Source organism: Thermomonas sp., from assembly GCF_023953935.1.
Taxonomy (GTDB): Bacteria; Pseudomonadota; Gammaproteobacteria; order Xanthomonadales; family Xanthomonadaceae; genus Thermomonas.
This window is the reverse complement of the sequence record NZ_JAMLIW010000001.1, coordinates 25,308-46,314: the sequence shown is the minus strand read 5'-3', so window position 1 is coordinate 46,314 and position 21,007 is coordinate 25,308. Positions and strand designations below refer to the sequence as shown.

Annotated in this window: 14 protein-coding genes; 5 read left to right on the top strand and 9 right to left on the bottom strand. The window is 67.7% G+C overall.

Features of this window, described 5'->3' with window-relative positions; all coding sequences use genetic code 11:
- Positions 1–88: 88 nt before the first annotated feature.
- The gene (locus M9902_RS00200; protein ID WP_297220239.1) at positions 89–5,035 is read left to right on the top strand and encodes an alpha-2-macroglobulin; all 4,947 of its coding nucleotides are present in this window, start codon (positions 89–91) and stop codon (positions 5,033–5,035) included.
- A 133-nt stretch (positions 5,036–5,168) separates the two neighbouring features.
- Positions 5,169–7,607, top strand: a complete 2,439-nt coding sequence (gene pbpC, locus M9902_RS00195) for a penicillin-binding protein 1C (protein ID WP_297220237.1) — start codon at positions 5,169–5,171, stop codon at positions 7,605–7,607.
- Here pbpC and M9902_RS00190 read toward each other — a convergent pair.
- On the bottom strand, positions 7,569–8,051 hold the full coding sequence (locus M9902_RS00190) for a peroxiredoxin (protein WP_297220235.1): 483 nt from the start codon (positions 8,049–8,051) through the stop codon (positions 7,569–7,571). The two genes, pbpC and M9902_RS00190, sit on opposite strands and share 39 nt — an antisense overlap.
- Before the next feature lie 141 nt (positions 8,052–8,192).
- On the opposite strand from M9902_RS00190, the gene M9902_RS00185 reads away from it, so the two are divergent.
- The gene (locus M9902_RS00185; protein WP_297220975.1) at positions 8,193–8,678 is read left to right on the top strand and encodes an Hsp20/alpha crystallin family protein; all 486 of its coding nucleotides are present in this window, start codon (positions 8,193–8,195) and stop codon (positions 8,676–8,678) included.
- A 137-nt stretch (positions 8,679–8,815) separates the two neighbouring features.
- Complete coding sequence (locus tag M9902_RS00180; RefSeq protein ID WP_297220233.1) at positions 8,816–9,730, top strand: DnaJ C-terminal domain-containing protein; 915 nt, start codon at positions 8,816–8,818, stop codon at positions 9,728–9,730.
- Between the two features lie 63 nt (positions 9,731–9,793).
- On the opposite strand, the gene M9902_RS00175 is transcribed toward M9902_RS00180, so the two are convergent.
- Genes M9902_RS00175 through M9902_RS00165 form a run of 3 tightly spaced genes read right to left on the bottom strand, consistent with a single transcriptional unit; the run spans position 9,794 to position 11,825 of the window.
- On the bottom strand, positions 9,794–10,162 hold the full coding sequence (locus M9902_RS00175; protein WP_297220231.1) for a response regulator: 369 nt from the start codon (positions 10,160–10,162) through the stop codon (positions 9,794–9,796).
- A 56-nt stretch (positions 10,163–10,218) separates the two neighbouring features.
- Positions 10,219–11,223: a YhdH/YhfP family quinone oxidoreductase gene (locus M9902_RS00170; RefSeq protein WP_297220229.1), complete on the bottom strand. Its 1,005-nt coding sequence runs from the start codon at positions 11,221–11,223 to the stop codon at positions 10,219–10,221.
- Positions 11,220–11,825, bottom strand: coding sequence for a TIGR00730 family Rossman fold protein (locus M9902_RS00165; RefSeq protein ID WP_297220227.1), 606 nt, complete (start codon positions 11,823–11,825; stop codon positions 11,220–11,222). Before M9902_RS00165 ends, M9902_RS00170 begins: the two co-directional genes overlap by 4 nt.
- A 281-nt stretch (positions 11,826–12,106) precedes the next feature.
- On the opposite strand from M9902_RS00165, the gene M9902_RS00160 reads away from it, so the two are divergent.
- Positions 12,107–13,045, top strand: coding sequence for an MBL fold metallo-hydrolase (locus tag M9902_RS00160; RefSeq protein ID WP_297220225.1), 939 nt, complete (start codon positions 12,107–12,109; stop codon positions 13,043–13,045).
- A 96-nt stretch (positions 13,046–13,141) separates the two neighbouring features.
- Here M9902_RS00160 and lpdA read toward each other — a convergent pair whose 3' ends face one another.
- From lpdA to purB, 5 genes are all read right to left on the bottom strand, one after another.
- Positions 13,142–14,572, bottom strand: a complete 1,431-nt coding sequence (gene lpdA, locus M9902_RS00155; protein WP_297220223.1) for a dihydrolipoyl dehydrogenase — start codon at positions 14,570–14,572, stop codon at positions 13,142–13,144.
- A 158-nt stretch (positions 14,573–14,730) separates the two neighbouring features.
- Positions 14,731–15,924, bottom strand: coding sequence for a dihydrolipoyllysine-residue succinyltransferase (gene sucB / locus M9902_RS00150; RefSeq protein WP_297220221.1), 1,194 nt, complete (start codon positions 15,922–15,924; stop codon positions 14,731–14,733).
- A gap of 41 nt (positions 15,925–15,965) precedes the next feature.
- Positions 15,966–18,794, bottom strand: coding sequence for a 2-oxoglutarate dehydrogenase E1 component (locus M9902_RS00145; RefSeq protein WP_297220218.1), 2,829 nt, complete (start codon positions 18,792–18,794; stop codon positions 15,966–15,968).
- A 218-nt stretch (positions 18,795–19,012) separates the two neighbouring features.
- Positions 19,013–19,522, bottom strand: a complete 510-nt coding sequence (locus M9902_RS00140; protein ID WP_297220217.1) for a hypothetical protein — start codon at positions 19,520–19,522, stop codon at positions 19,013–19,015.
- A gap of 54 nt (positions 19,523–19,576) precedes the next feature.
- Complete coding sequence (purB, locus tag M9902_RS00135; protein WP_297220215.1) at positions 19,577–20,941, bottom strand: adenylosuccinate lyase; 1,365 nt, start codon at positions 20,939–20,941, stop codon at positions 19,577–19,579.
- Positions 20,942–21,007: the final 66 nt, after the last annotated feature.

Below are 21,007 nucleotides of genomic sequence, written 5' to 3'. Positions count from 1 at the left end.
CGGCTGGACGGAACCCTGCCGCCAGCGTCCGCTTGTGACGGCTTTTCGCGTCTTATACTCGTGATGGCCACAACAGGACGGGGCGGCGATGGATCGGGTACGGACCGGGGCGCTGCGCGCCGTTGCGATTCTTCTGGCGGCAGTGGCGCTGGCGGTCGGCGCGCCCGGCTGCAAGCGCAATGCCAGCGGCCAGTTGCCGGTGGCCGGCGGCGAAGCGATCCAGGCCCAGCGCGATGCCATTCGCGGCTTCGGCATCGTGCGCGCCTATCCCGAACAACGCCCCGACGGGCTGGCGGTGACGGTGGAGTTCTCCCGCCCGCTGGTCGGCACCCAGGACTTCGACAAGCTGCTGGTGATCGACGCCAAGGGCGGTGAAGGCGACAGCAGCTGGGTGCTCAGCGACGACGGCAAGCGCCTGCGCTTCCCCTACGCCGAGGCGAACAAGACCTACACGCTGAAGATCGCGGGCCGCCTGGCTGCGGCGGACGGCTCCACCCTCGGCAGCGACCAGGAGCTGAAGGTCTACACCGGCAAGCTCGACCCGGCGGTGGGTTTCGCCTCGCAGGGCAGCGTGCTGCCGGCGCGGGAGTCGCGCGGGCTGCCGGTGGTATCGGTCAACGTCGATGAGGTCGATGTCGAGTTCCTGCGCGTGCGCGAGTCCGCGCTACCGCAGTTCCTCGCCAACTACCGGCGCGGCGGCAAGGCCGACAGCTGGCGGCTGGATCCGTCCTGGTACGACGCCGACGAAGAGGACAGCCGTCCCCCGATCACCCGGATGGCCGACCCGGTGTACGTCAACCGCTTCGTGCTTGGCGGCAAGCCGAACGAGCGCTCGCTGACCTATCTGCCGGTGCAGGACATCCAGGAATTGCAGCAACCCGGCCTGTACTTCGCGGTGATGAAGAAGACCGGCAGCTTCCGCGATGACTACGACATCGCCTTCTTCTCGGTCAGCGACATCGGCCTGCACGTGCGCGCCTACAAGGACAAGCTGTTCGTGCACACCGCCTCGCTCAACGACGGCTCGGGCCTCGGCGGGGTTGAGCTGAAGATCCTCAACGCCCAGGGCGAGCCCATCTTCAAGAGCAGCACCGACAGCAACGGCAACGCGCTGCTGAACTACACCCTGGACGCCGGCCACGTGATCGTGGCGAGACGCGGCAAGGACATGTCGATCCTGGGCTTCAACCAGCCGGCGCTGGACTTGTCCGAATTTGCTGTCACCGGGCCCACGCAGGCCTGGTTCGACGTGTTTGCCTGGTCCGGGCGCGATCTTTATCGCCCCGGCGAGACCGTGCGGATTTCCGCATTGCTGCGCGACTTCGATGGCAAACCCGTGGCGGCCAAGGGCGGCAAGCCGCAGCCGCTGTTCGTGCGGCTCAAGCAGCCCGATGGCAAGACCTTCGTCGAATCGCGGATCGAGCCGCAGGCCGGCGGCTATTTCCGCTTCGAGCGGGCGATCCCGGCCGAAGCGCCGACCGGGCGCTGGCAGGTCGAGTTCCGCACCGATCCGGCCAGCAAGGAGGCGGTGCAGGGCATGCCGCTGCGGATCGAGGAATTCCTGCCCGAGCGCATGAAGCTCGATCTGGACGCCGCCGGCGCACTGCTGCGTCCTGGCCAACCGCTGAAGCTGGTGGCCAAGGGCGCTTACCTGTACGGCGCGCCGGCCGACGGCAACCGCTTCACCGCCAAGATGGTGGTGGCGGTTGACCAGCACCCGCTGGCCTCCCTCAAGGGCTGGTTCTTCGGCGATCCCACCGTGGCGCTGCCGAAGGAAGCCAGCGATGCCATCGACGCCAAGCTCGATGCGCGCGGCGAGCTGCGCGAAGACATCGCCCTGCCGGAAGAGGTGAAGGGCAATACCCCCGTCAAGGTGGTGATCGCCGGCAGCCTGTTCGAAACCGGTGGCCGCAGCGTCAACCGCAGCCTCACCCGCACCCTGTGGCCGGCCAACGCGCTGGTCGGCGTGCGCCCGCTGTTCGACGATGCCGATGGCTCCGGCGCCAACACCCGCGCCGGCTTCGAACTGATGCGCTACGCCAGCAACGGCCAGCCGATGCCGGTCAAGGGGCTGAAGGTCACCCTGGTGCGCGAGCACCGCGATTACCACTGGACCCACGGCGACGAAGGCTGGAATTACGATTTCACCCGCCGCTTCGAGAATGTCGAAACCCGCACCCTCGATGCCGGTGCGACCGCCACCCGTTTCGACTTCCCGGTCGAGTGGGGCGATTATCGGGTCGATGTCTACGACCCCGAAACCCGGCTGACGATGCGCTATCCGTTCCAGGCCGGCTGGGGCTGGGACGACGACAACCGCGGCCTCGATGCGCGCCCGGACAAGGTCAAGCTCTCGCTCGACCGCACCGCCTACCGCGCCGGCGAGACCCTCAAGGTGACCCTGACCCCGCCGCACCCCGGCCAGGGGCTGGTGATGGTGGAAACCGACCGGATGTTGTTCGTGCGTTCGCTGCAGGTGAAGGCCGGTACTGTGGTCGAAATCCCGGTGACGCAGGACTGGGAGCGGCACGATGTCTACATCACCGCGCTGGTGTTCCGCGGCGGCAGCGCGGCCAGCAAGATCACCCCCAGCCGCGCGGTGGGCGAGGTGTTCGTGCCGATGGACCGCATCGACCGGCGGGTCAACGTCGCCCTCACCACCCGCCCGCAGATGCGCCCGGACGAGCCGCTGCAGGTGACCATTGCCGCCCCGCAGCTGGCCGGCAAGCGGGCCTGGGCGACGCTGTCGGCGGTGGATGTCGGCATCCTCAACATCACCCGCTACCCGGTGCCGGATGCCAACGCGCATTTCTTCGCCCAGCGCCGCCTCGGGGTGGACGCCTATGACATCTACAGCCGGGTGATCGAAAGTTTCGAGGGCGGGACGGCGCGGATCCGCTTCGGCGGCGACATGGCGCTGGCCGCCCTGCCGCAGGCGCGGCGGCCGACCTCGCGGGTGCAGACCGTGGACCTGTTCTCGGGGCCGGTACAGCTCGATGCCAGGGGCGTGGCGCGGGTGACCCTGCACACGCCGGACTTCAACGGCACCCTGCGGGTCTCGGCCTTGGTGTATTCGGACCACCAGTACGGCAATCGTGACAGCGAAGTGCTGGTGCGCGCGCCGATCGTGGCCGAGGCCAGCATGCCGCGGGTGATGGCGCCGGGCGACCGTGGCACCGTCACCCTGGACGTGAGCAACTACACCGGCAAACCGGGCAGCTTCAATGTCCAGGTCGAAGGCATCGGCCCGGCCCGGATCGACAACGGCAGCCGATCCGCCACCCTGCAGCCGCAGGCCAAGACCACGCTGAGCTTCCCGCTGGCCGCGCAGGAAGGCTTCGGCACCGCCCAGGTGCGGGTCCGGGTCGAGGGCAATGGCTTCAAGGTCGATCGCCGCTACGACCTGCCGGTGCGGCCGGCCTGGCCGTCGGTGCTGCGCTCGCGCACGCTGGCACTGGCTGCCGGCGCGCCGGTGACGCTGGATGCGGGCATCGCCGAGGGGCTGCTGCCGGGCTCGGTGCGGGCGCGGATGCAGGTCAGCGCGCTGCCGCCGATCCCGTTCGGTGCCGCGCTCAAGGGCGCGCTGGACTATCCCTACGGCTGTGCCGAGCAGACCACCAGCAAGGGCTATGCGGCACTTGAGCTCGATGCCGCCACCGCGCGCGGGTTCGGCGTGTCCGGCCTCGATGCGGCGCAGCGGCGGGCGCGCATGGACGGCGCGTTTGGCCGGCTGTCGGCGATGCAGGTGTCGAGCGGGCATTTCTCGATGTGGGGTGGCAACGACAGCGACAGCGTCGACCCGATGCTCACGCCCTACATCGTCGAATTCCTGCTGGATGCGCGTGAAGCCGGCTTCGCCATTCCCGATGCAGTGCTGCAAAAGGCGCTGCAACGGCTGAGCGAAGACCTGCTGACCAACGGCGTCGAGTTCTACGGCCGTGACCAGCGCGAGTACCTCAAGTTCGCCTACAAGGCCTATGCCGGCTACGTGCTGGCGCGGGTCAACCGGGCGCCGCTGGGCACGCTGCGCGCGCTCTATGACAACGACCGCAGCAAGGCGCTCAAGGGGCTGCCGCTGGTGCACCTGGGGCTGGCGCTGGCGCTGCAGGGCGATCGCGGGCGCGGAGACAAGGCGATTGCGGCGGGCTTCGCGTTCAAGGGGGACCGGGTCGGCTGGCTGGGCGACTACGGCAGCCCGCTGCGGGACCTGGCGCTGATGATTGCGCTCACCCACGAGCGCGGCTATCCGAAGGCCGCCTATGACGCCCGCGTCATCGACCTTGGTCGCGAGCTGGATGCGCGCCGCCAGGCGCCGTGGTTCTGGCTGAGCACGCAGGAGCAGATCGCGCTGGCGCGGCTGGGCAAGGCGTTGCTGGCGGCCCAGACCCGCGAGGTGTCGGGTACGCTCACCCACGGTGGCAGCACCGAAACAATCGCGGCGGCACGCAGCTTCGCCCGCGATTTCGACTACGCCGCCCTGTCCAGCGGCCTGCGCTTCCTGCCGCAGGGGCAGCCGCCGTTCTTCGCCAGCCTGGACGTGGCCGGCGTGCCGCGCAGCGCGCCTGCGCCCGACGCCAGCGTGATCAAGATCGAGCGCGCGCTGTTCACCACCGACGGCAAGCCGTGGACCCCGCGTCCGCTCAAGGAAGGCGAGAGCTTGATCGTGCGGGTGTCGATCACCGCCGACCAGCGCATGAATGACGCGCTGCTCACCGACCTGCTGCCGGCCGGGCTGGAGATCGAGAACATGAACCTCGGCGACAGCGCGCAGTGGGCCGATGTGGTGATCGACGGGATCAGCATGGACGACCGCATGAGCGAGTCCGATATCCGCCATGAAGAGTTCCGCGACGATCGCTACGTCGCGGCGCTGCGCCTGAGTGCGGGTTCAGTTGCCCGCGTCTACTACCTCGTGCGCGCGGTCACGCCGGGGACCTACACGGTGCCGCCGCCGATGATCGAGGACATGTACCGGCCGCAGCTGCGTGGCGTCGGCCGTGCGGTGCCGTCGACATTGACGGTGGTGGAGCCGTGAGGCGACCGGCGGCAATCGCGCGGGCGCGTCCTGCGATTGGGAGGCAGCGGGGCGCGCCGACGCCCGCTGCCGCGGCGGCGTGCGGAGACGAATGACGCCGGAGTCGAGGGACGCCGCGGCCGCATCCGCCACCGTGCCGCAACGGCGCCGCTGGCGGGCGCTGCTGCCCTGGCTGCGCTGGGCCGCGGCCGCCGCGCTGGCCTTGCTGCTGGTGCTGGACCTGGCCTTCCCGCTGCCGCTGCCCGGCAAGCGCGATCTGTCGACGGTGGTGGTGGCACGCAACGGCACCCCACTGCGCGCCTTTGCCGATGCCAACGGCGTGTGGCGCTATCCGGCCACGCCGGAGCAGGTTTCGCCGCTCTACCTGGAGGCCCTGCTCGGCTACGAGGATCGCTGGTTCTGGCGTCATCCCGGCATCAACCCGGTGGCGATGGCGCGCGCCGCGGTGCAGCTGGTGGCCAGCCGGCGGATCGTCTCCGGTGGTTCAACCCTGACCATGCAGGTGGCGCGCATGGTCGATCCGAAGCTGCGTGGTTCAGGCACCCGCAGCGCGTCCGGGAAGCTGCGCCAGATCCTGCGGGCGCTGCAACTGGAGGCACATCTTTCCAAGCGCGAAATCCTGACCATTTATCTGGAACGCGCGCCCTTCGGCGGCACCATCGAGGGCGTCGAGGCGGCCAGCTGGGCCTATCTGGGCAAGCCGGCCCGGCAGCTCTCGCACGCCGAGGCGGCGCTGCTGGCGGTGCTGCCGCAATCACCCAGCCGGCTGCGCCCCGATCGCCATCCGGAAGCGGCGCAGGCGGCACGCGACAAGCTGCTGGCGCGGATGGCCAGTTTGCACATCTGGACGCCGTCCCAGGTGGCCGATGCGCGGGTCGAAACCGTGGTGGCGCGGCAGTTGCGCAATCCGATGGACGCGGCCCTGCTGGCGCAGCGTCTGCACGCGCAGTTCCCGCAGGCAAAGCGGATCGTCACCACCCTCGATTCCAGCCTGCAGCGTGCCCTGGAAGATCGCGTCAGCGCGTATTTTTCCAACCTGCCACCGCGCACCTCGGCGGCGCTGCTGGTGGTGGACAACGCCACTCTGGAAGCGCGCGCCTACGTCGGCTCGGTGGCGTTCGGCGATCGCCAGCGGCTGGGCGACGTGGACATGGTGCGGGCGCTGCGCTCGCCGGGTTCAACCCTCAAACCCTTCCTGTACGGCATGGCGCTGGATGACGGGCTGATCCATTCCGAGAGCCTGCTGGTGGACGCGCCGCAGTCGTTTGGCGGCTACCGGCCCAGCAATTTCGACACCAGCTTCCGCGGGCCGGTGGGCGCCGCCGAAGCGCTGCGGCTGTCGCTGAACGTGCCGGCGGTCGATCTGCTCGATCGCATCGGCCCAGCGCGCTTCGCCGCGCGGCTGGAACATGCCGGCGTGGCGCTGCAATTTCCGCTGGGCGCGCCGCCCAACCTGAGCCTGATCCTCGGCGGCACCGGCACCAGGTTGGAGGATCTGGTCGGCGCGTTCACCGCGTTCCAGCGCAACGGAATTGCGGGGCGCGTGCGCTACACCACCGACGCGCCGAAGCTCGAACGCCGCATCCTCTCGCCTGGCGCGGCCTGGATCGTTCGCGACATCCTCACCGGCGGCGCCCGCCCCGGCGAACCCGAAGGCATGTTCGCGCGCGGGCGGCGGGCGCAGGTGGCGTGGAAGACCGGAACCAGCTACGGCTTCCGCGACGCCTGGGCGCTGGGCGCGACCCCGCGCTACACGGTGGGCGTGTGGGTCGGGCGGCCCGACGGCACGCCGCTGCCGGGCCAGTACGGCGCCGTGACAGCGCTGCCGCTGTTGTTCGAGGTCGTGGACAGCCTGCCGCGCCGGCCCGGCGATCTGCGCGAGCCGCCGCCGCCGGCCGGGGTGGAAGACGTCGAGGTCTGCTGGCCGCTGGGGATTGCTGCGGCCGCGCAGCCGCCGGCACTGTGCCGCAAGCGGCTGCAGGCATGGACCTTGGACGGCGCCATTCCACCGACCTTCCCGGAGCGCGACGCGCGGCGCTGGACCACCGGCATCGAGCGCTTCGAGGTGGATGCGGCCAGCGGCCAGCGGCTGTCGGCCCAGTGCAGCGCGCCGCACGTCGCCCAAGCCCGGGAAATCGCGCGCTGGCCGGCTTTGCTTGGCCCGTGGCTCCCTTCCGACTGGCGCGCGCAGTCGACGCTGCCGCCGCTGGCGCAGGACTGCGTGGACGACGGGCGCGCCGCGCTGGAAACCGTGCACATCCAGGGCATCAATGCCGACAGCGTCCTCGCGCCGGCGCCGGGTCGCACCGGCGTGCGCGTCACCCTGCGCGCGTTGGGCACCGCCGGGCAGGTGCAGTGGCTGCTGGACGGGCGCTGGTTCGCGCAAAGCGAAGGCGGGCGCCCGTTCATCCGCGAGTTCACCGAACCGGGCCGCCATGAATTGACCGCGCTGGCCGACAGCGGCGCCTGGGACAGCCTGCGCTTCGCGATCCTGGAACCGCAGCCCTGCGAGGCCTGTGCGCCGGCGGCGCGCTCAGGCGGACAGTCGGGCGAGCACAGCGTCGGCCGCTGACACCCGCAGTTCGCCCGGTGCTTCGACCCACAGCCCGCGCACGATGCCGTCATCGGCATACAGGGCGAAACGCTTGCTGCGAATCCCCATGCCATAACCGCTGGCGTCGAACGTCATGCCCAGCGCGCGGGTGAAGTCACCGTTGCCGTCGGCCAGCAGGCGCAGTCCGGTCGGGACGTGCTGGTCCTTCCCCCAGGCCTGCATGACGAAGGGATCGTTGACTGCCATGCAGGCCACCTCGATGCCGCGTTGCTTGAAGGCATCGAAGTGCTCGACATAACCCGGCAGGTGGCGCTGGGAACAGGTCGGCGTGAAGGCGCCGGGCACGGCGAACAACACCATGCGGCGATGCGCGAACAATTCGGCGGCGTTGATCTTGCGCACGCCATCGTCGATGTACTGCAAGACCGCTTCCGGGATGCGATCACCGGGCTGGATGGGCATGGGAGCGCTCCTGGAAACCTGAAAGTGGATTGAATGGGGGCACGCTGCCGGCAATACAACGTCTTGCATGCCGCCCGCATGATCCCATATCGGGAGCAGGTGGCCGTGGGGCCACGCAGACAGGAGAGCACCATGAACCCGATGAGGCATGCACACGGGCCGCGTTTCGCGCGCGCTGAGCAGCGCGACGGACAGCGTTTGCAGCAGGACGACCTGCGCCAGTTCTTCGATCGTTTCTTCCAGCTGGGCGAGCTTGGCGACGATTCTTCGGTGGTCACCAGCCAGTGGACCCCGCGGGTCGACATCCGTGAAGAGGCCGCCCGCTTCGTGATCCAGGCCGACCTGCCGGGCGTCGATCCGGGCGAGGTCGAAATCCTGATGGACAAGGGCATCTTGTCGATCAAGGGCGAGCGCAAGAGCGAGTTTGCCGAAAGCGACGAGCACTACAGCCGGGTTGAGCGCCGCTACGGCGTGTTCCACCGCCGCTTTGCCCTGCCGGACAGCGCGGATGCCGAAGGCATCACCGCCGAAGGCCGCAACGGTGTGCTGGAAATCAGCATCCCCAAGCGCCCGGAAACCACCCCGCGCCGGATCCAGGTCGGCAACAGCGGCCTGCGCGCTTCGTGATCGAAGCCGCGATGGTGCGCTGATCCGGCGGTCGCGGCGGCTGCCGTAAACTGATGGCCCGCGCACGTCGCGGGCCATTTTTTTCAAGCGTCGGTCCGGACCGGGCGGCGTGGGCAGGGCAGGCAGCAGGGCAGGCAATGGAATTCAAGGACTACTACGCGATCCTCGGGATTGAACCCAGCGCCGGCGAGGCGGAAATCAAGACCGCCTACCGCCGGCTGGCGCGCAAATACCATCCCGATGTCAGCAAGGAAAAAGGCGCCGAGGAGCGCTTCAAGGCGGTCAACGAAGCCTATGAGGCGCTGCGCGACCCGGCCAAACGCAAGGCCTACGACCAGCTGCGCGCCGGCGGCTATCGGCCTGGCGACCAGGTGCGCCCGCCGCCCGGCGGGTTCGGCAACGGTCGCGGCCCGGGCGGCCAACCTGATTTCGATTTCGAGGAAATTTTTGCCGGTGGCGGCGCCGGTGGCGGGTTTTCGGATTTCTTCGAAAACCTGTTCGGACGCGGGCGTGGCGGTGGCTCCGGCCCGGTGCGGCCCGGTGGCGCGCCGCCGCAGGATACCCGTGCCCGGCTGGCGGTGCCGCTGCGTGCCGTGTTTGCCGGCGAAAACGTGCGCATCACGATCAATGGCCGCACCCTCGACGTGCGTGTCCCCAAGGGCATCAAACCCGGCCAGGCGATCCGGCTGGCGCGGCAGGGGCAGGGCGGGCGCGACCTGCTGCTGGAAGTCGAGTACGCCGCCGATCCGCAGTTCGAAGTGGACGGGCTGAACGTGATCTACACCCTGCCGGTCGCCCCTTGGGAGGCGGCGCTGGGCGCCAGCGTCAGCGTGCCGACGCTGGGCGGGCCGGTGCAGTTGAAAGTGCCGGCCGATTCCGAATCCGGCCGCAAGCTGCGCCTGCGCGGGCGCGGCCTGCCCGACGGCCGTGACGGTGCGGGCGACCAGATCGTCGAGCTGGAAATCCTCGCCCCGCGCGCGCGCAGCGAATCGCAGCGCAAGGCCTACGCGACGATGCGCGATGCGTTTGGCAGCGATTGGCAGCGCGAATGAGGCCGGCACGCGCCGCAATGCCAGCGCGTGCGCGGATTCAAGGCAATGGGCGCGCCCCGCGGCTCATGCGTTGCCGACGTATTGGGCGATGACCGCCGCCAGCTCCGCTTCGCTGAAGGGCTTGGTGATGTAGGCCTTGGCGCCCTGGCGCATGCCCCAGACCCGATCGGTGTCCTGATCCTTGGTGGTGACCAGGATCACCGGGATGTGGCGGGTGGTGGGCTCGCGGCTGATCGAGCGGGTGGCCTGGAACCCGTTGAGGTTGGGCATCACCACGTCCATCAGCACCAGATCCGGGATCTCGCGCTTGGCGGCTTCCACGCCGGCGGCGCCGTCCTCGGCGGTGAGCGCGTCGTGGCCGAGCTTCTCGACGATGCGGCGGATGCTCATCAACTGGGAGGGTGAGTCGTCAACGATCAGGATGCGTGCCATGGGAGTCCCCGTGATTCCATGTAAATTGTAGCCATCGGTTTTCGCTGTGCAAGCACTCAGGCGACATTCCCGAGCTGCACCAGCGTACGGCCCAGCGATTTGCCTTCCAGCATATCGGCAAACACCGCGGGCAGGCCATCCAGCCCGACTTCGCGCAGGTGGATCTGCCCGAGCGTCGCCGGCTTCCAGTCACCGGCCAGCCGACGCCAGACCTCCTCGCGGATGTCGCGGGCGGTGCCGGCCGAGGCCACCCCCAACAGCGAGACGCCGCGGATGATGAAGGGCATCACCGTCGCATGCAGCTCCGGTGAGGCCGCCAGCCCGCAGCTGGCGACGTTGCCGTAGGGCGCGGTCTGGGCGAGCAGGGCGGCCAGCATTGGCCCGCCGACGTTGTCGAGGCCGCCACCGAAGCGGGCGCTGTCCATCGGTCGGGTGGTGGCCAGCGCCTCGCGGCCCAGCACTTCGGCGGCGCCCAGCGTCTTCAGGTAGTCCGCGTGTTCCGATTTCCCGCTGATCGCATGGACCTCATAGCCGGCCTGACGGTAAATGGCGACGGCCAGCGAGCCGACCCCACCAGTCGCGCCGGTGACGGCCAGCGGGCCCAGCGCCGGCGTCTGCCGGTTGTCTTCCATCCGCAGCAGCCCGAGCGCGGCGGTGAAACCGGCGGTGCCGAGGAGCATGGACTCGCGCAGGCTCAGGCCAGCGGGCAGGGGAATGACCCAGCGGGCGTCGAGGCGCGCATATTCCGAATAGCCGCCGTCGCGGGTTTCCGACAGCCCGCTGCCGGTGGTCAGCACCGCATCGCCTTCCTTGAACGCCGGATCGGTGGAGGCGACCACATGGCCGGCCACATCGATCCCGCCCACCAGCGGGAACCGGCGCAGGATCTTGCCCTGGCCGGTACCGGCCAGCGCGTCCTTGTAGTTGACCGACGAGTACGCGGCCTTGATCACGACTTCGCCGGGGTTGAGATCCTCCAGCGCAATCGACTCGATCCCGCTGCGGTAGCCGCTGGCGTCGCTGTGGATGCGGAAGGCGCGGAATCGGGTTGGCAGGCTCATGCGGACTCCGATTTCAGCTGACTGCGGCGCTTTTCGTCCAGCCACTTGTCGGCCCGCGCCGGCACATACCCGCGCATCCACGCGAGCATGGCGCCGATGTCATGGCCCTGCCACAGATCGTCGCGCTGCTCCGGGTGCAGGAAGCGCTCGCGCACCATCGTGTCCAGCATGGCCATCAGCGGATTCCAGAAACCGTTGCCGTCGAGGAAGGCGCAGGGCTTGTTGCCAAGGCCGAGCTGCCGCCAGGTCAGCATTTCGAACATCTCGTCCAGGGTGCCGAAGCCACCGGGCAGGGCGACGAAACCATCGGCCAGCTCGAACATCCGCGCCTTGCGCGTGTGCATGGAATCGACCACTTCCAGCCGCGTCACACCCTTGTGCGCCACTTCCCACTGCATCAGCTGCTCGGGAATCACCCCGATCACGTCGCCGCCGGCCTGCATCGCGGCATCGGCCACGATGCCCATCAGGCCGACGTTGCCGCCGCCGTACACGAGGGTGAGGCCGTTTTCGGCCAGTTGCGTACCGAGGGTACTGGCGAGGCTGGCATAGGCGGGGTCGCTGCCGGCGTTGGAGCCGCAGTAAACGCACAGGGATTTCATGGCGACATTGTGCCACCGCAGACGTGCCACATTTCAACGGACGAGAATCTGGATGGGGGCACCCTGACGAGCACCCTGATTCCGTTCGTGGTGAGCCTTCGCAAGCGCCCACACTTTGCGCCTGATTCCGTTCGTGGTGAGCCTGTCGAACCATGATCGGAATCAGGGCTTTGCGGCCAGGATAAGCATGCTCTCCAGCGACATTAACGTGTACCCTGAAGCTCGGAACTGCATTATCCGGATGAACCGTGCCGATTGCCGCGAAAACGCCTGCTGCATGGTTGGCCGCTGCTTTGCTCCTGCTCGGTAGTGCGGTCCCTGCGATCGCCGCCGAGGCTTCGTCTGCAACGCACCCGGAGACGCCCTATCTCTACATCCTCGGCACCAGTCAGGACGGCGGCTACCCGCAGGCCGGCTGCTTCAAGCCGCATTGCATGCCCGGTTGGGAACACCCGGACCTGCGTCACCCGACGTCATCGCTGGCGCTGATTGATCCGGTTTCCAAGGTCGACTACCTGTTCGACGCCACGCCCAATTTCCCGGAGCAGTGGTATCGGCTGGAACTGGAAGCACCGCACACCGGCTTCAGCTTCGGCGGGGTGTTTCTCACCCACGCGCATATCGGTCACTACACCGGCCTGATGCAGTTCGGCCGCGAGGTGATGGGGGCGAAGGACGTACCGGTCTACGCGATGCCGAGGATGCGCGTCTTCCTGACCGACAACGGCCCCTGGAGCCAGCTGGTGGCCCTGCGCAACATCGCCTTGCAGCCGTTGGAGGACGGACAGCCGACCGTGCTGCCCGGTGGCCTCACCGTCACGCCGCTGCGGGTGCCGCACCGCGACGAGTATTCCGAAACCGTGGGTTTCCTGATCCGTGGACCGAGCAAATCGGCGCTGTTCATCCCCGACATCGACGGCTGGGAAAAATGGGGGCGCAGCCTGAAGGACGTGCTGGCGACAGTGGACTACGCCTTGGTCGACGCCACCTTCTACAGCATGGGCGAACTGCCGGGCCGCAACATGGACGAGATCCCGCACCCGCTGGTGACCCACACGATGACGTTGCTCGCGGACTTGCCCGCCAGTGAGCGCGGCAAGCTGTATTTCATCCACATGAACCACAGCAACCCGCTGCTGCGCGCCGACAGCCCGGAATCACAGACGATCGAGCAGGCGGGATTTCATGTGGCCCGCGAGGGGATGCGGCTGGGGTTGTGATGAATGCCTTGAAACGCAAACGCCGGGTTTCCCCGGCGTTGTGTGTCATGACGAAACTGAAGAAGAGCACGCTGACTTCGATCTCCCGTCTGTCAGCTAGTTCGCCTTGTGGATCGCCCGCTTGTGCACCGCCATCGCGGCGTCGTGCACGGCTTCCGACAGCGACGGATGCGCGTGGCAGATGCGGGCCAGGTCGTCGGCGCTGCCCTTGAACTCCATCGCCAGCACGCCTTCGTGGACCAGCTCGGAGACGTTGGCGCCGATCAGGTGCATGCCGAGGATGGTGTCGGTTTCGGCATGCGCCAGCACCTTGACGAAGCCGGCCGGTTCGGCCATCGCCACCGCGCGGCCGACGGCGGCGAACGGGAAGCTGCCGGCCTTGTAGGGCACGCCTTCGGCCTTGAGCTGCTCTTCGGTCTTGCCGACCCAGGCCAGCTCCGGCTCGGTGTAGATGACATAGGGGATGGTGTCGAAATTGACGTGGCCGGGCAGGCCGGCGATCAGTTCGGCAACGGCGATGCCTTCCTCGAAGCCCTTGTGTGCCAGCATCGGCCCGCGCACGCAGTCGCCGATCGCCCACACGCCATCGACGCCGGTGTGGCAGTGCTCGTCCACCACGATCTGACCGCGTTCATTGAGTTGCACACCAGTGCCGTCGGCCAGCAAGCCCTTGCTGGCGGCGCGGCGGCCGACGCAGACCATGAGCTTGTCGACAACGAGTTCCTGCGCTTCACCCTTGGCGTCGGTGTAGGCCACGTGCACGCCATCTTTCTTGACCTCGGTGCCGCCGACCTTGCAGCCGAGGCGGATATCGAGGCCCTGCTTCTTGAACTCGCGTGCGGCGAGCTTGGCGACTTCGGCATCGGCGGCTGGCAGGAAGCTCGGCAGGCCTTCGAGGATGACCACCTCGCTGCCCAGCCGGTTCCACACGCTGCCCAGCTCCAGTCCGATCACGCCGGCGCCGATGATGCCGAGGCGCTTGGGCGTCTTGTCGAAATCCAGCGCGCCCACGTTGTCGACGATGTGCTCGCCGAACTTGGCGAACGGCAGCTCGATGGAATCGGAGCCGGCGGCGATGATGACGTTCGTGCCCTTCAGTTCAACGGTGCTGCCGTCGTGCTGCTTCACGCTGACCACGTTGCCCGGCTGCAGCTGACCGAAGCCGTAGAACGGGGTGATCTTGTTGGCCTTGAACAGCGCCGCAATCCCGCCGGTGAACTGCTTCACGATGGCGTCCTTGCGGGCGACCATTTTCTTGACGTCGATCCTGGGCTTGTCGAAGCTGATGCCGTGCTGGTCGAAGAGATGACCCATGTTCCAGAACTGGCGGCTGGAATCCAGCAGCGCCTTGGATGGGATGCAGCCCACCCGCAGGCAGGTGCCGCCCAGCGCCGGCTTGCCGTCCTTGCCCAGCGCGGCGTCGATGCAGGCGGTCTTCAGGCCCAGTTGCGCGGCGCGGATCGCGGCGTGGTAGCCGGCCGGGCCGCCACCGATGACGACGACGTCGAATTGTTGTTGTTCGCTCATTGCATTGTTCCTGCTGTTTCCTTCTCCCCCCGGGAGAAGGTGGCGCGAAGCGCCGGATGAGGGCGCGTATAGCGCCGGATGGGGGTGCGTGGGGCGTGGCGAACAAGAGCGCCCTCACCCCGGCCCTCTCCCGCGCGCGGGAGAGGGGGTAAAGCGGATTACATGCCCAGCAGCATTCTGTGCGGATTTTCCAGCTGGTTCTTGATGTCCACCAGGAACAGCACCGCGTCCTTGCCGTCGATGATGCGGTGGTCGTAGCTGAGCGCGATGTACATCATCGGCGCGGCGATCACCTGCCCGTTTTCGACGATGGCACGTTCCTTGATGGTGTGCATGCCGAGGATGGCCGACTGCGGCGGATTGACGATCGGGGTGGAGAACAGCGAGCCGAAGGTGCCGCCGTTGGTGATCGTGAAGGTGCCGCCCTGCAGGTCCTCCAGCTTGAGGCCACCGTCGCGGGCTTGGGTGGCGTAGGTGGCGATGGCCTGTTCGATGTCGGCAAAGGACATGCGCTCGGCGTTGCGCAGCACCGGGGTCACCAGGCCGCGTTCGGTGGATACCGCGATGCTGATGTCGGCATAGCCGTGGTAGATGATGTCGTTGCCATCGACCGAAGCATTGACCACCGGGTACTTCTGCAGCGCGTTGGCGGCGGCCTTGACGAAGAAGCTCATGAAGCCGAGCTTGATGCCGTTGTCCTTCTGGAACTGGTCGCCCAGCTCCTTGCGCATCTGCATGACCTTGGCCAGGTTGACCTCGTTGGACGAGGTCAGCATGGCGGTGGAGTTCTTCGACTGCATCAGCCGCTCGGCGATGCGGGCGCGCATGCGGGTCATGGCCACGCGCTGCTCGGGGCGGGCGCTGGCCGGCAGCGGGGCGGTCTTGCCGGCCGCGTAGTTGACGATGTCTTCCTTGGTCACCATGCCACGGCGGCCGGTGCCGGCGACCTCGGCCGGGTTGACGTTGCTGGTGACGGCGCTGAAGCGCGCGCCGGGCGGCAGCGCGTCGGCGGCCGCAGACGGCGCCGCGGGCGCGGCCTTGGGCGCAGCCGCCGGGGTGGGGGTCGCAGCGGCTGCCGCGACGGGCGCTTCGGCCTTCGCCGCCGCCGGGGCGGCACCTTCCTCGATCAGCGCGATCAGTTGGCCGCCGGTGACGGTGGCGCCTTCGGCGAACTTGATTTCCTTGAGCACGCCATCGACCGGCGAGGGCACTTCCAGCACCACCTTGTCGGTTTCAAGGTCGATCAGGTTTTCGTCGCGCGCGACCGGATCGCCCACCTTCTTGTGCCAGCTGGCGATGGTGGCGTCGGCGACGGATTCGGGGAGTACCGGAACTTTGACTTCGATGGCCATGAGGGCGTCCTGTCGTGGTGCAATGCGTAGATGGGCGGGATTCAGTCTGAATCGACGATGCCGTCGATGGGGTTGGTCAGTGCGTCGGCGACCAATTGCTTCAATTCCGCAAGATGTTCAGCCATGTGGCCGGCGGCGGGAGAGGGCGAACGCGGGCGGCCGGCGTAGTCAAGCACCTGCTTGGCTTGCAGGCAGGCGTCGAGATGGTGGCGGATCTGGTACCACGCGCCCTGGTTGAGCGGCTCTTCCTGGCACCAGATCACCTCCTTCGCCGCGGCAAAGCGCTGCAGTTCGGCGATCAGTTCCGGGCGCGGGAACGGATACAGCTGTTCCACCCGCACCAGCGCCACGTCGTCGATGTTCTGCTTTTGCGCTTCTTCCAGCAGGTCGTAATAGACCTTGCCGGAGCACAGCACCACGCGGCGCACCTTCTTGGCGCTGGCGTGGCTGTCCGGGATCAGGCGCTGGAAGCCGCCCTTGGCGAATTCGTCGAGACTGGACACCGCCAGCTTGTGGCGCAGCAGCGACTTGGGCGTCATCACGATCAGCGGCTTGCGGGTTTTCTGGTGCATCTGCCGGCGAATCATGTGGAAATCCTGCGCCGGCGTGGTCGGCGCGCACACCACCATGTTGTCCAGTGCGCACAGCTGCAGGAAGCGCTCCAGCCGCGCCGAGCTGTGTTCGGGGCCCTGGCCTTCGTAGCCGTGCGGCAGGTACAAGGCCAGGCCGCACAGGCGATCCCACTTGGCCTCGCCCGAGGACACGAATTGATCGATCACTACCTGCGCGCCGTTGGCAAAATCGCCGAACTGCGCTTCCCAGATGTCCAGGGTCATCGGGTCGGCGGTGGCGTAGCCGTATTCGTAGGCCAGCACCGCTTCTTCGCTGAGCAGGGAGTCGATGATCGCCACGTCTTCCGGATTCTTCGCCAACTCGCGCAGCGGGACGTAATAGGCGTCGGTATTCTGGTCGTGCAGGATGGCGTGGCGGTGGAAGAAGGTGCCGCGGCCGCAGTCCTGGCCCACCAGGCGCAGGCGGTAGCCTTCCTGGATGAGGGTGGCGTAGGCGAGGTTTTCGCCGAAGCCCCAGTCGGCCGGGTGTTCGCCCGCGGCCATCTTGCGGCGGTCGTCGTAGATCTTGGCCACGCGTGGATGCAGGGTGACGTTGGCCGGGATCGTGTTGATCTGTTTGGCCAACGCATCGATCGTCTTGCGCGCCACCTTGGTGGACACCGGATCGCCCAGCCCGGCGTCGAGGAACGGACGCCAGTCCACGGTGAGCGCGTCGGCTTCGACTTTGACCACGTCGGCGGTCACCTCGCCGGCGTCGAGCTTGTCGCGGTAGCCGTCGACCAGTGCCTGCGCGCCGGCGGCGTCGAGCGTGCCTTCCGTCGCCAGCTGCGCCGCATACAGGTCGCGGGTGGTCTTCATCGCGCGGATGATCTTGTACATCAGCGGCTGGGTGGCGGCCGGCTCGTCGGCCTCGTTGTGGCCGTGGCGGCGGTAGCAGACCAGGTCAATCACCACGTCGCGACCGAAGGTCTGGCGGAAATCGAAGGCCAATTCGGCCACGAAGGCGACCGCTTCGGGGTCGTCGCCGTTCACGTGCAGCACCGGCGCGCCGACCATCTTGGCGACGTCGGTGCAGTAGAAGGTGGAACGTGCGTCTTCGGCGGCGCTGGTGGTGAAGCCGACCTGATTGTTGACCACCACGTGCACGGTGCCGCCGACGCGGAAGCCGCGCGCCTGCGACATCTGCAGCAGTTCCATCACCACGCCCTGGCCGGCGAACGAGGCGTCACCGTGGATCAGGATCGGCAGCACGCGCTTGCGCTCGTGATCCTCGTGGCGCAGCTGGCGCGAACGCACGCTGCCGGCGACCACCGGATCGACGATTTCCAGATGCGATGGGTTGAAGGCCAGTGCGAGGTGCACCGGGCCGCCCGGCGTGCCGATGTCGGCCGAAAAACCGAGGTGGTATTTCACGTCGCCGGTGTGGGCGTGGTCGCCCTTGCGGCCGCTTTCGAACTTGCCCTCGAACTCGTCGAACAGCCGCCGCGGCGGTTTGCCGAGGGTGTTGACCAGCACGTTGAGGCGGCCGCGGTGGGCCATGCCGATCACGGCTTCCTTGACGCCCTGGCTGCCGGCACGGCGCACCACGATGTCCAGCAGCGGGATCAACGAATCGCCGCCTTCCAGCGAGAACCGCTTCTGGCCGACGTACTTGGTGTGCAGGTAGCGTTCCAGCCCTTCCGCGGCGGTCAGGCGTTCGAGGATGCGCAGCTTGTCTTCGCGGCTGCGCCCGTAGTTGCCGGCGGCCGCTTCCAGCCGCTCGTACACCCAGCGCCGCTGGCCGGCATCGCTGATGTGCATGAATTCGGCGCCGATGCTGCCGGTGTAGGTGGCTTGCAGGCGGGCGAACAAATCGCGCAACTTCATCCGCGCCTGGCCACCGACGCCGCCGGTGCTGAATTCCGAATCCAGGTCGGCCTCGGAGAGCTGGTGGAAGGCCAGGCCGAGATCGGGCGGGTTGAGCGGCGGGGTCATCCCCAGCGGATCGAGCTTTGCACCCAGGTGGCCGCGCGAACGGTAGGCGGTGATCAGCCGACCGACGTGGCGCTCGCGCTCATCGCCCGCACCCGTCGCAACGACGCCGCGCGCGGCCTGACGGGCGGCTTCGGTAATGCGTTCGATGATGGCCGAATGCGGAACATCGCCGGCCTCGCGACCGTGCAGGCCGTCGAAATAGCGCTTCCAGTCCGGGCCGACGCTGTCGGGTGCCGCCAGGTACTGTTCGTACAGGTCCTCGATGTAGGTGCCGTTGCTGACGAGTTGTGAGGTTTGGGCGAACTGCTTGAGAAGACTGTCCACGGCGTGGCTGGCGACCTTCGATTTGGATGGGGAATCCCGTTCCGGCCGAAGCCGGGACGCACGTGTCCGGCCGAAAACCGGATCAGGATCGAACGCGGGCGTGCAAACAATCCGGAATTATAAGCCGGATCAAACTGAATGGGGCATCGACGGCCGCACCAAGCCGGCTTTCGCGAGGGCGTGTCGGGCGTTCGTGTCGAGCGTCTGCTGGCTGGACCTCAGATCCCCAGCGCCCGGTATTCGCTGATCACCCGCGAGCGCTCCCAGATTTCGTCGAAGCGCTCCTTGAGCTGGCGCACCCGGGCGCGGGAAGACAGATTGGCCGAGCCTTCGAACGCGTCGCCCTGGGCGCGGAAGTAGTAGCCACCGGCGTCGCCTGCCACCATCGCCGAGCGGTCTTCGCGATAGGCGGGGTCGTTGACTTCGCGGAACTCGAACACGCTGGGCAGGCGCTGGGCCAGGTCCAGCAGCTTGGCGTGGGCGGCCTGCGGCGCGGCGTGGTCGTGCAGCAAAATCAGGACGCGGGTGTCGTGGCCGTGGGTGGCGAAGCCGCGCAGGGCGTCGAGCACGTCCGGATGGTCGAACAGCCACGGGTCGAGGTCGAGGCTGCGGATCCAGACCTGGCGACGGGCATCGGCGATGATCCGCGCGGTCATTTCGACGGCGGTGGCCTGATCGGTGATGCGGACGGGGTCGGTGGGCGGCGGCGGTGGCGTGTAGGCAGTCATGGCGTGCTCCAGTGCCGGGTGCCTGCGGGCGCGACGGCCTTCGTCGCCACCGTATCAGATTTCCTGCGCCAGCCGCTGCGCCAGCCCGATGTAGCGGCCCGGAGTCAGGTCGTGCAGGCGCTGTTTGGCATCGGCGGGCAGGTCCAGGCCGTCGATGAACGCACGCATCGACTCGGCGGTGATGCCGTGGCCGCGGGTCAGGGCCTTCAACTGTTCGTAGGGATTGGGCAGGCCGTGTCGGCGCATCACGGTCTGCACGGCTTCGGCCAGCACTTCCCAACTGGCGTCGAGGTCGGCGGCGAGGCGCTCCGGATTCACGCTGAGCTTGCCCAGCCCGCGCAGCAGGGCATCGAAGCCGATCAGCTGGTGGCCGAAGGCGGTGCCGAGTGCGCGCAGCACGGTGGAATCGGTGAGGTCGCGCTGCCAGCGGCTGATCGGCAGCTTGGCCGAGAAGTGTTCGAACAGGGCGTTTGCCAGCCCGAAGTTGCCTTCAGCATTTTCGAAATCGATCGGGTTGACCTTGTGCGGCATGGTCGATGAGCCGACTTCGCCTTCCTTCAGTTTCTGCTTGAAGTAGCCCAGTGAGACATAGCCCCACACATCGCGGGCGAAGTCGATCAGCACGGTATTGGCACGGCGTGCGGCATCGCCGAGTTCGGCCACGCAATCGTGCGGCTCGATCTGGGTGGTGTAGGGGTTGAACACCAGCCCAAGACTTTCCACGAAGCGCTGGGCGAAGGCGGGCCAGTCCACGTCGGGATAGCTGATCACGTGCGCGTTGTAGTTGCCCACCGCGCCATTGATCTTGCCGGTGATTTCCACTGCCGCGATCTGCCGGATCTGGCGCTCCAGCCGCGCCACCACGTTGGCGATTTCCTTGCCCAAGGTGGTGGGGGAAGCCGTCTGACCGTGGGTGCGCGAGAGCATCGGCTGGCCCGCTTGGGCGTGGGCGAGTTGGCGCAGTGCGTCGGCGATGCCCTGATAGGCGGGAATGAGCACCTCGCGCCGCGCCGCCGCGAGCATCAAGCCGTAGGACAGATTGTTGATGTCCTCGCTGGTGCAGGCGAAATGCACGAATTCCAGCGCCGGCGCAAGTTCCGCATCGTCCTTCAAGCGCTCCTTGATGAAGTATTCGACCGCCTTGACGTCGTGGTTGGTGGTGGCCTCGATGGCTTTCACCCGCGCAGCATCGTCCGCCGAAAACCCGTCGACCAGTGCCTGCAGGCGGACCGCGGCAGCGCCCGAGAAAGGCGGCAGCTCGGGGATGCCAGGATGCGCGGCCAGCGCCAGCAGCCATTCGATCTCGACCTTCACGCGGGCATGGATCAGGCCGTATTCGGAAAAGATCGGGCGCAGGGCATCGACCTTGCCGGCATAACGGCCATCGAGCGGGGACAGGGCGGTCAGCGGGTTGGTCATGGGCGTCGTGGCTGGGGAAACACGCCATTCTAACCGTCGAAGGCGGTATCCTTTCCGGCTGAATTT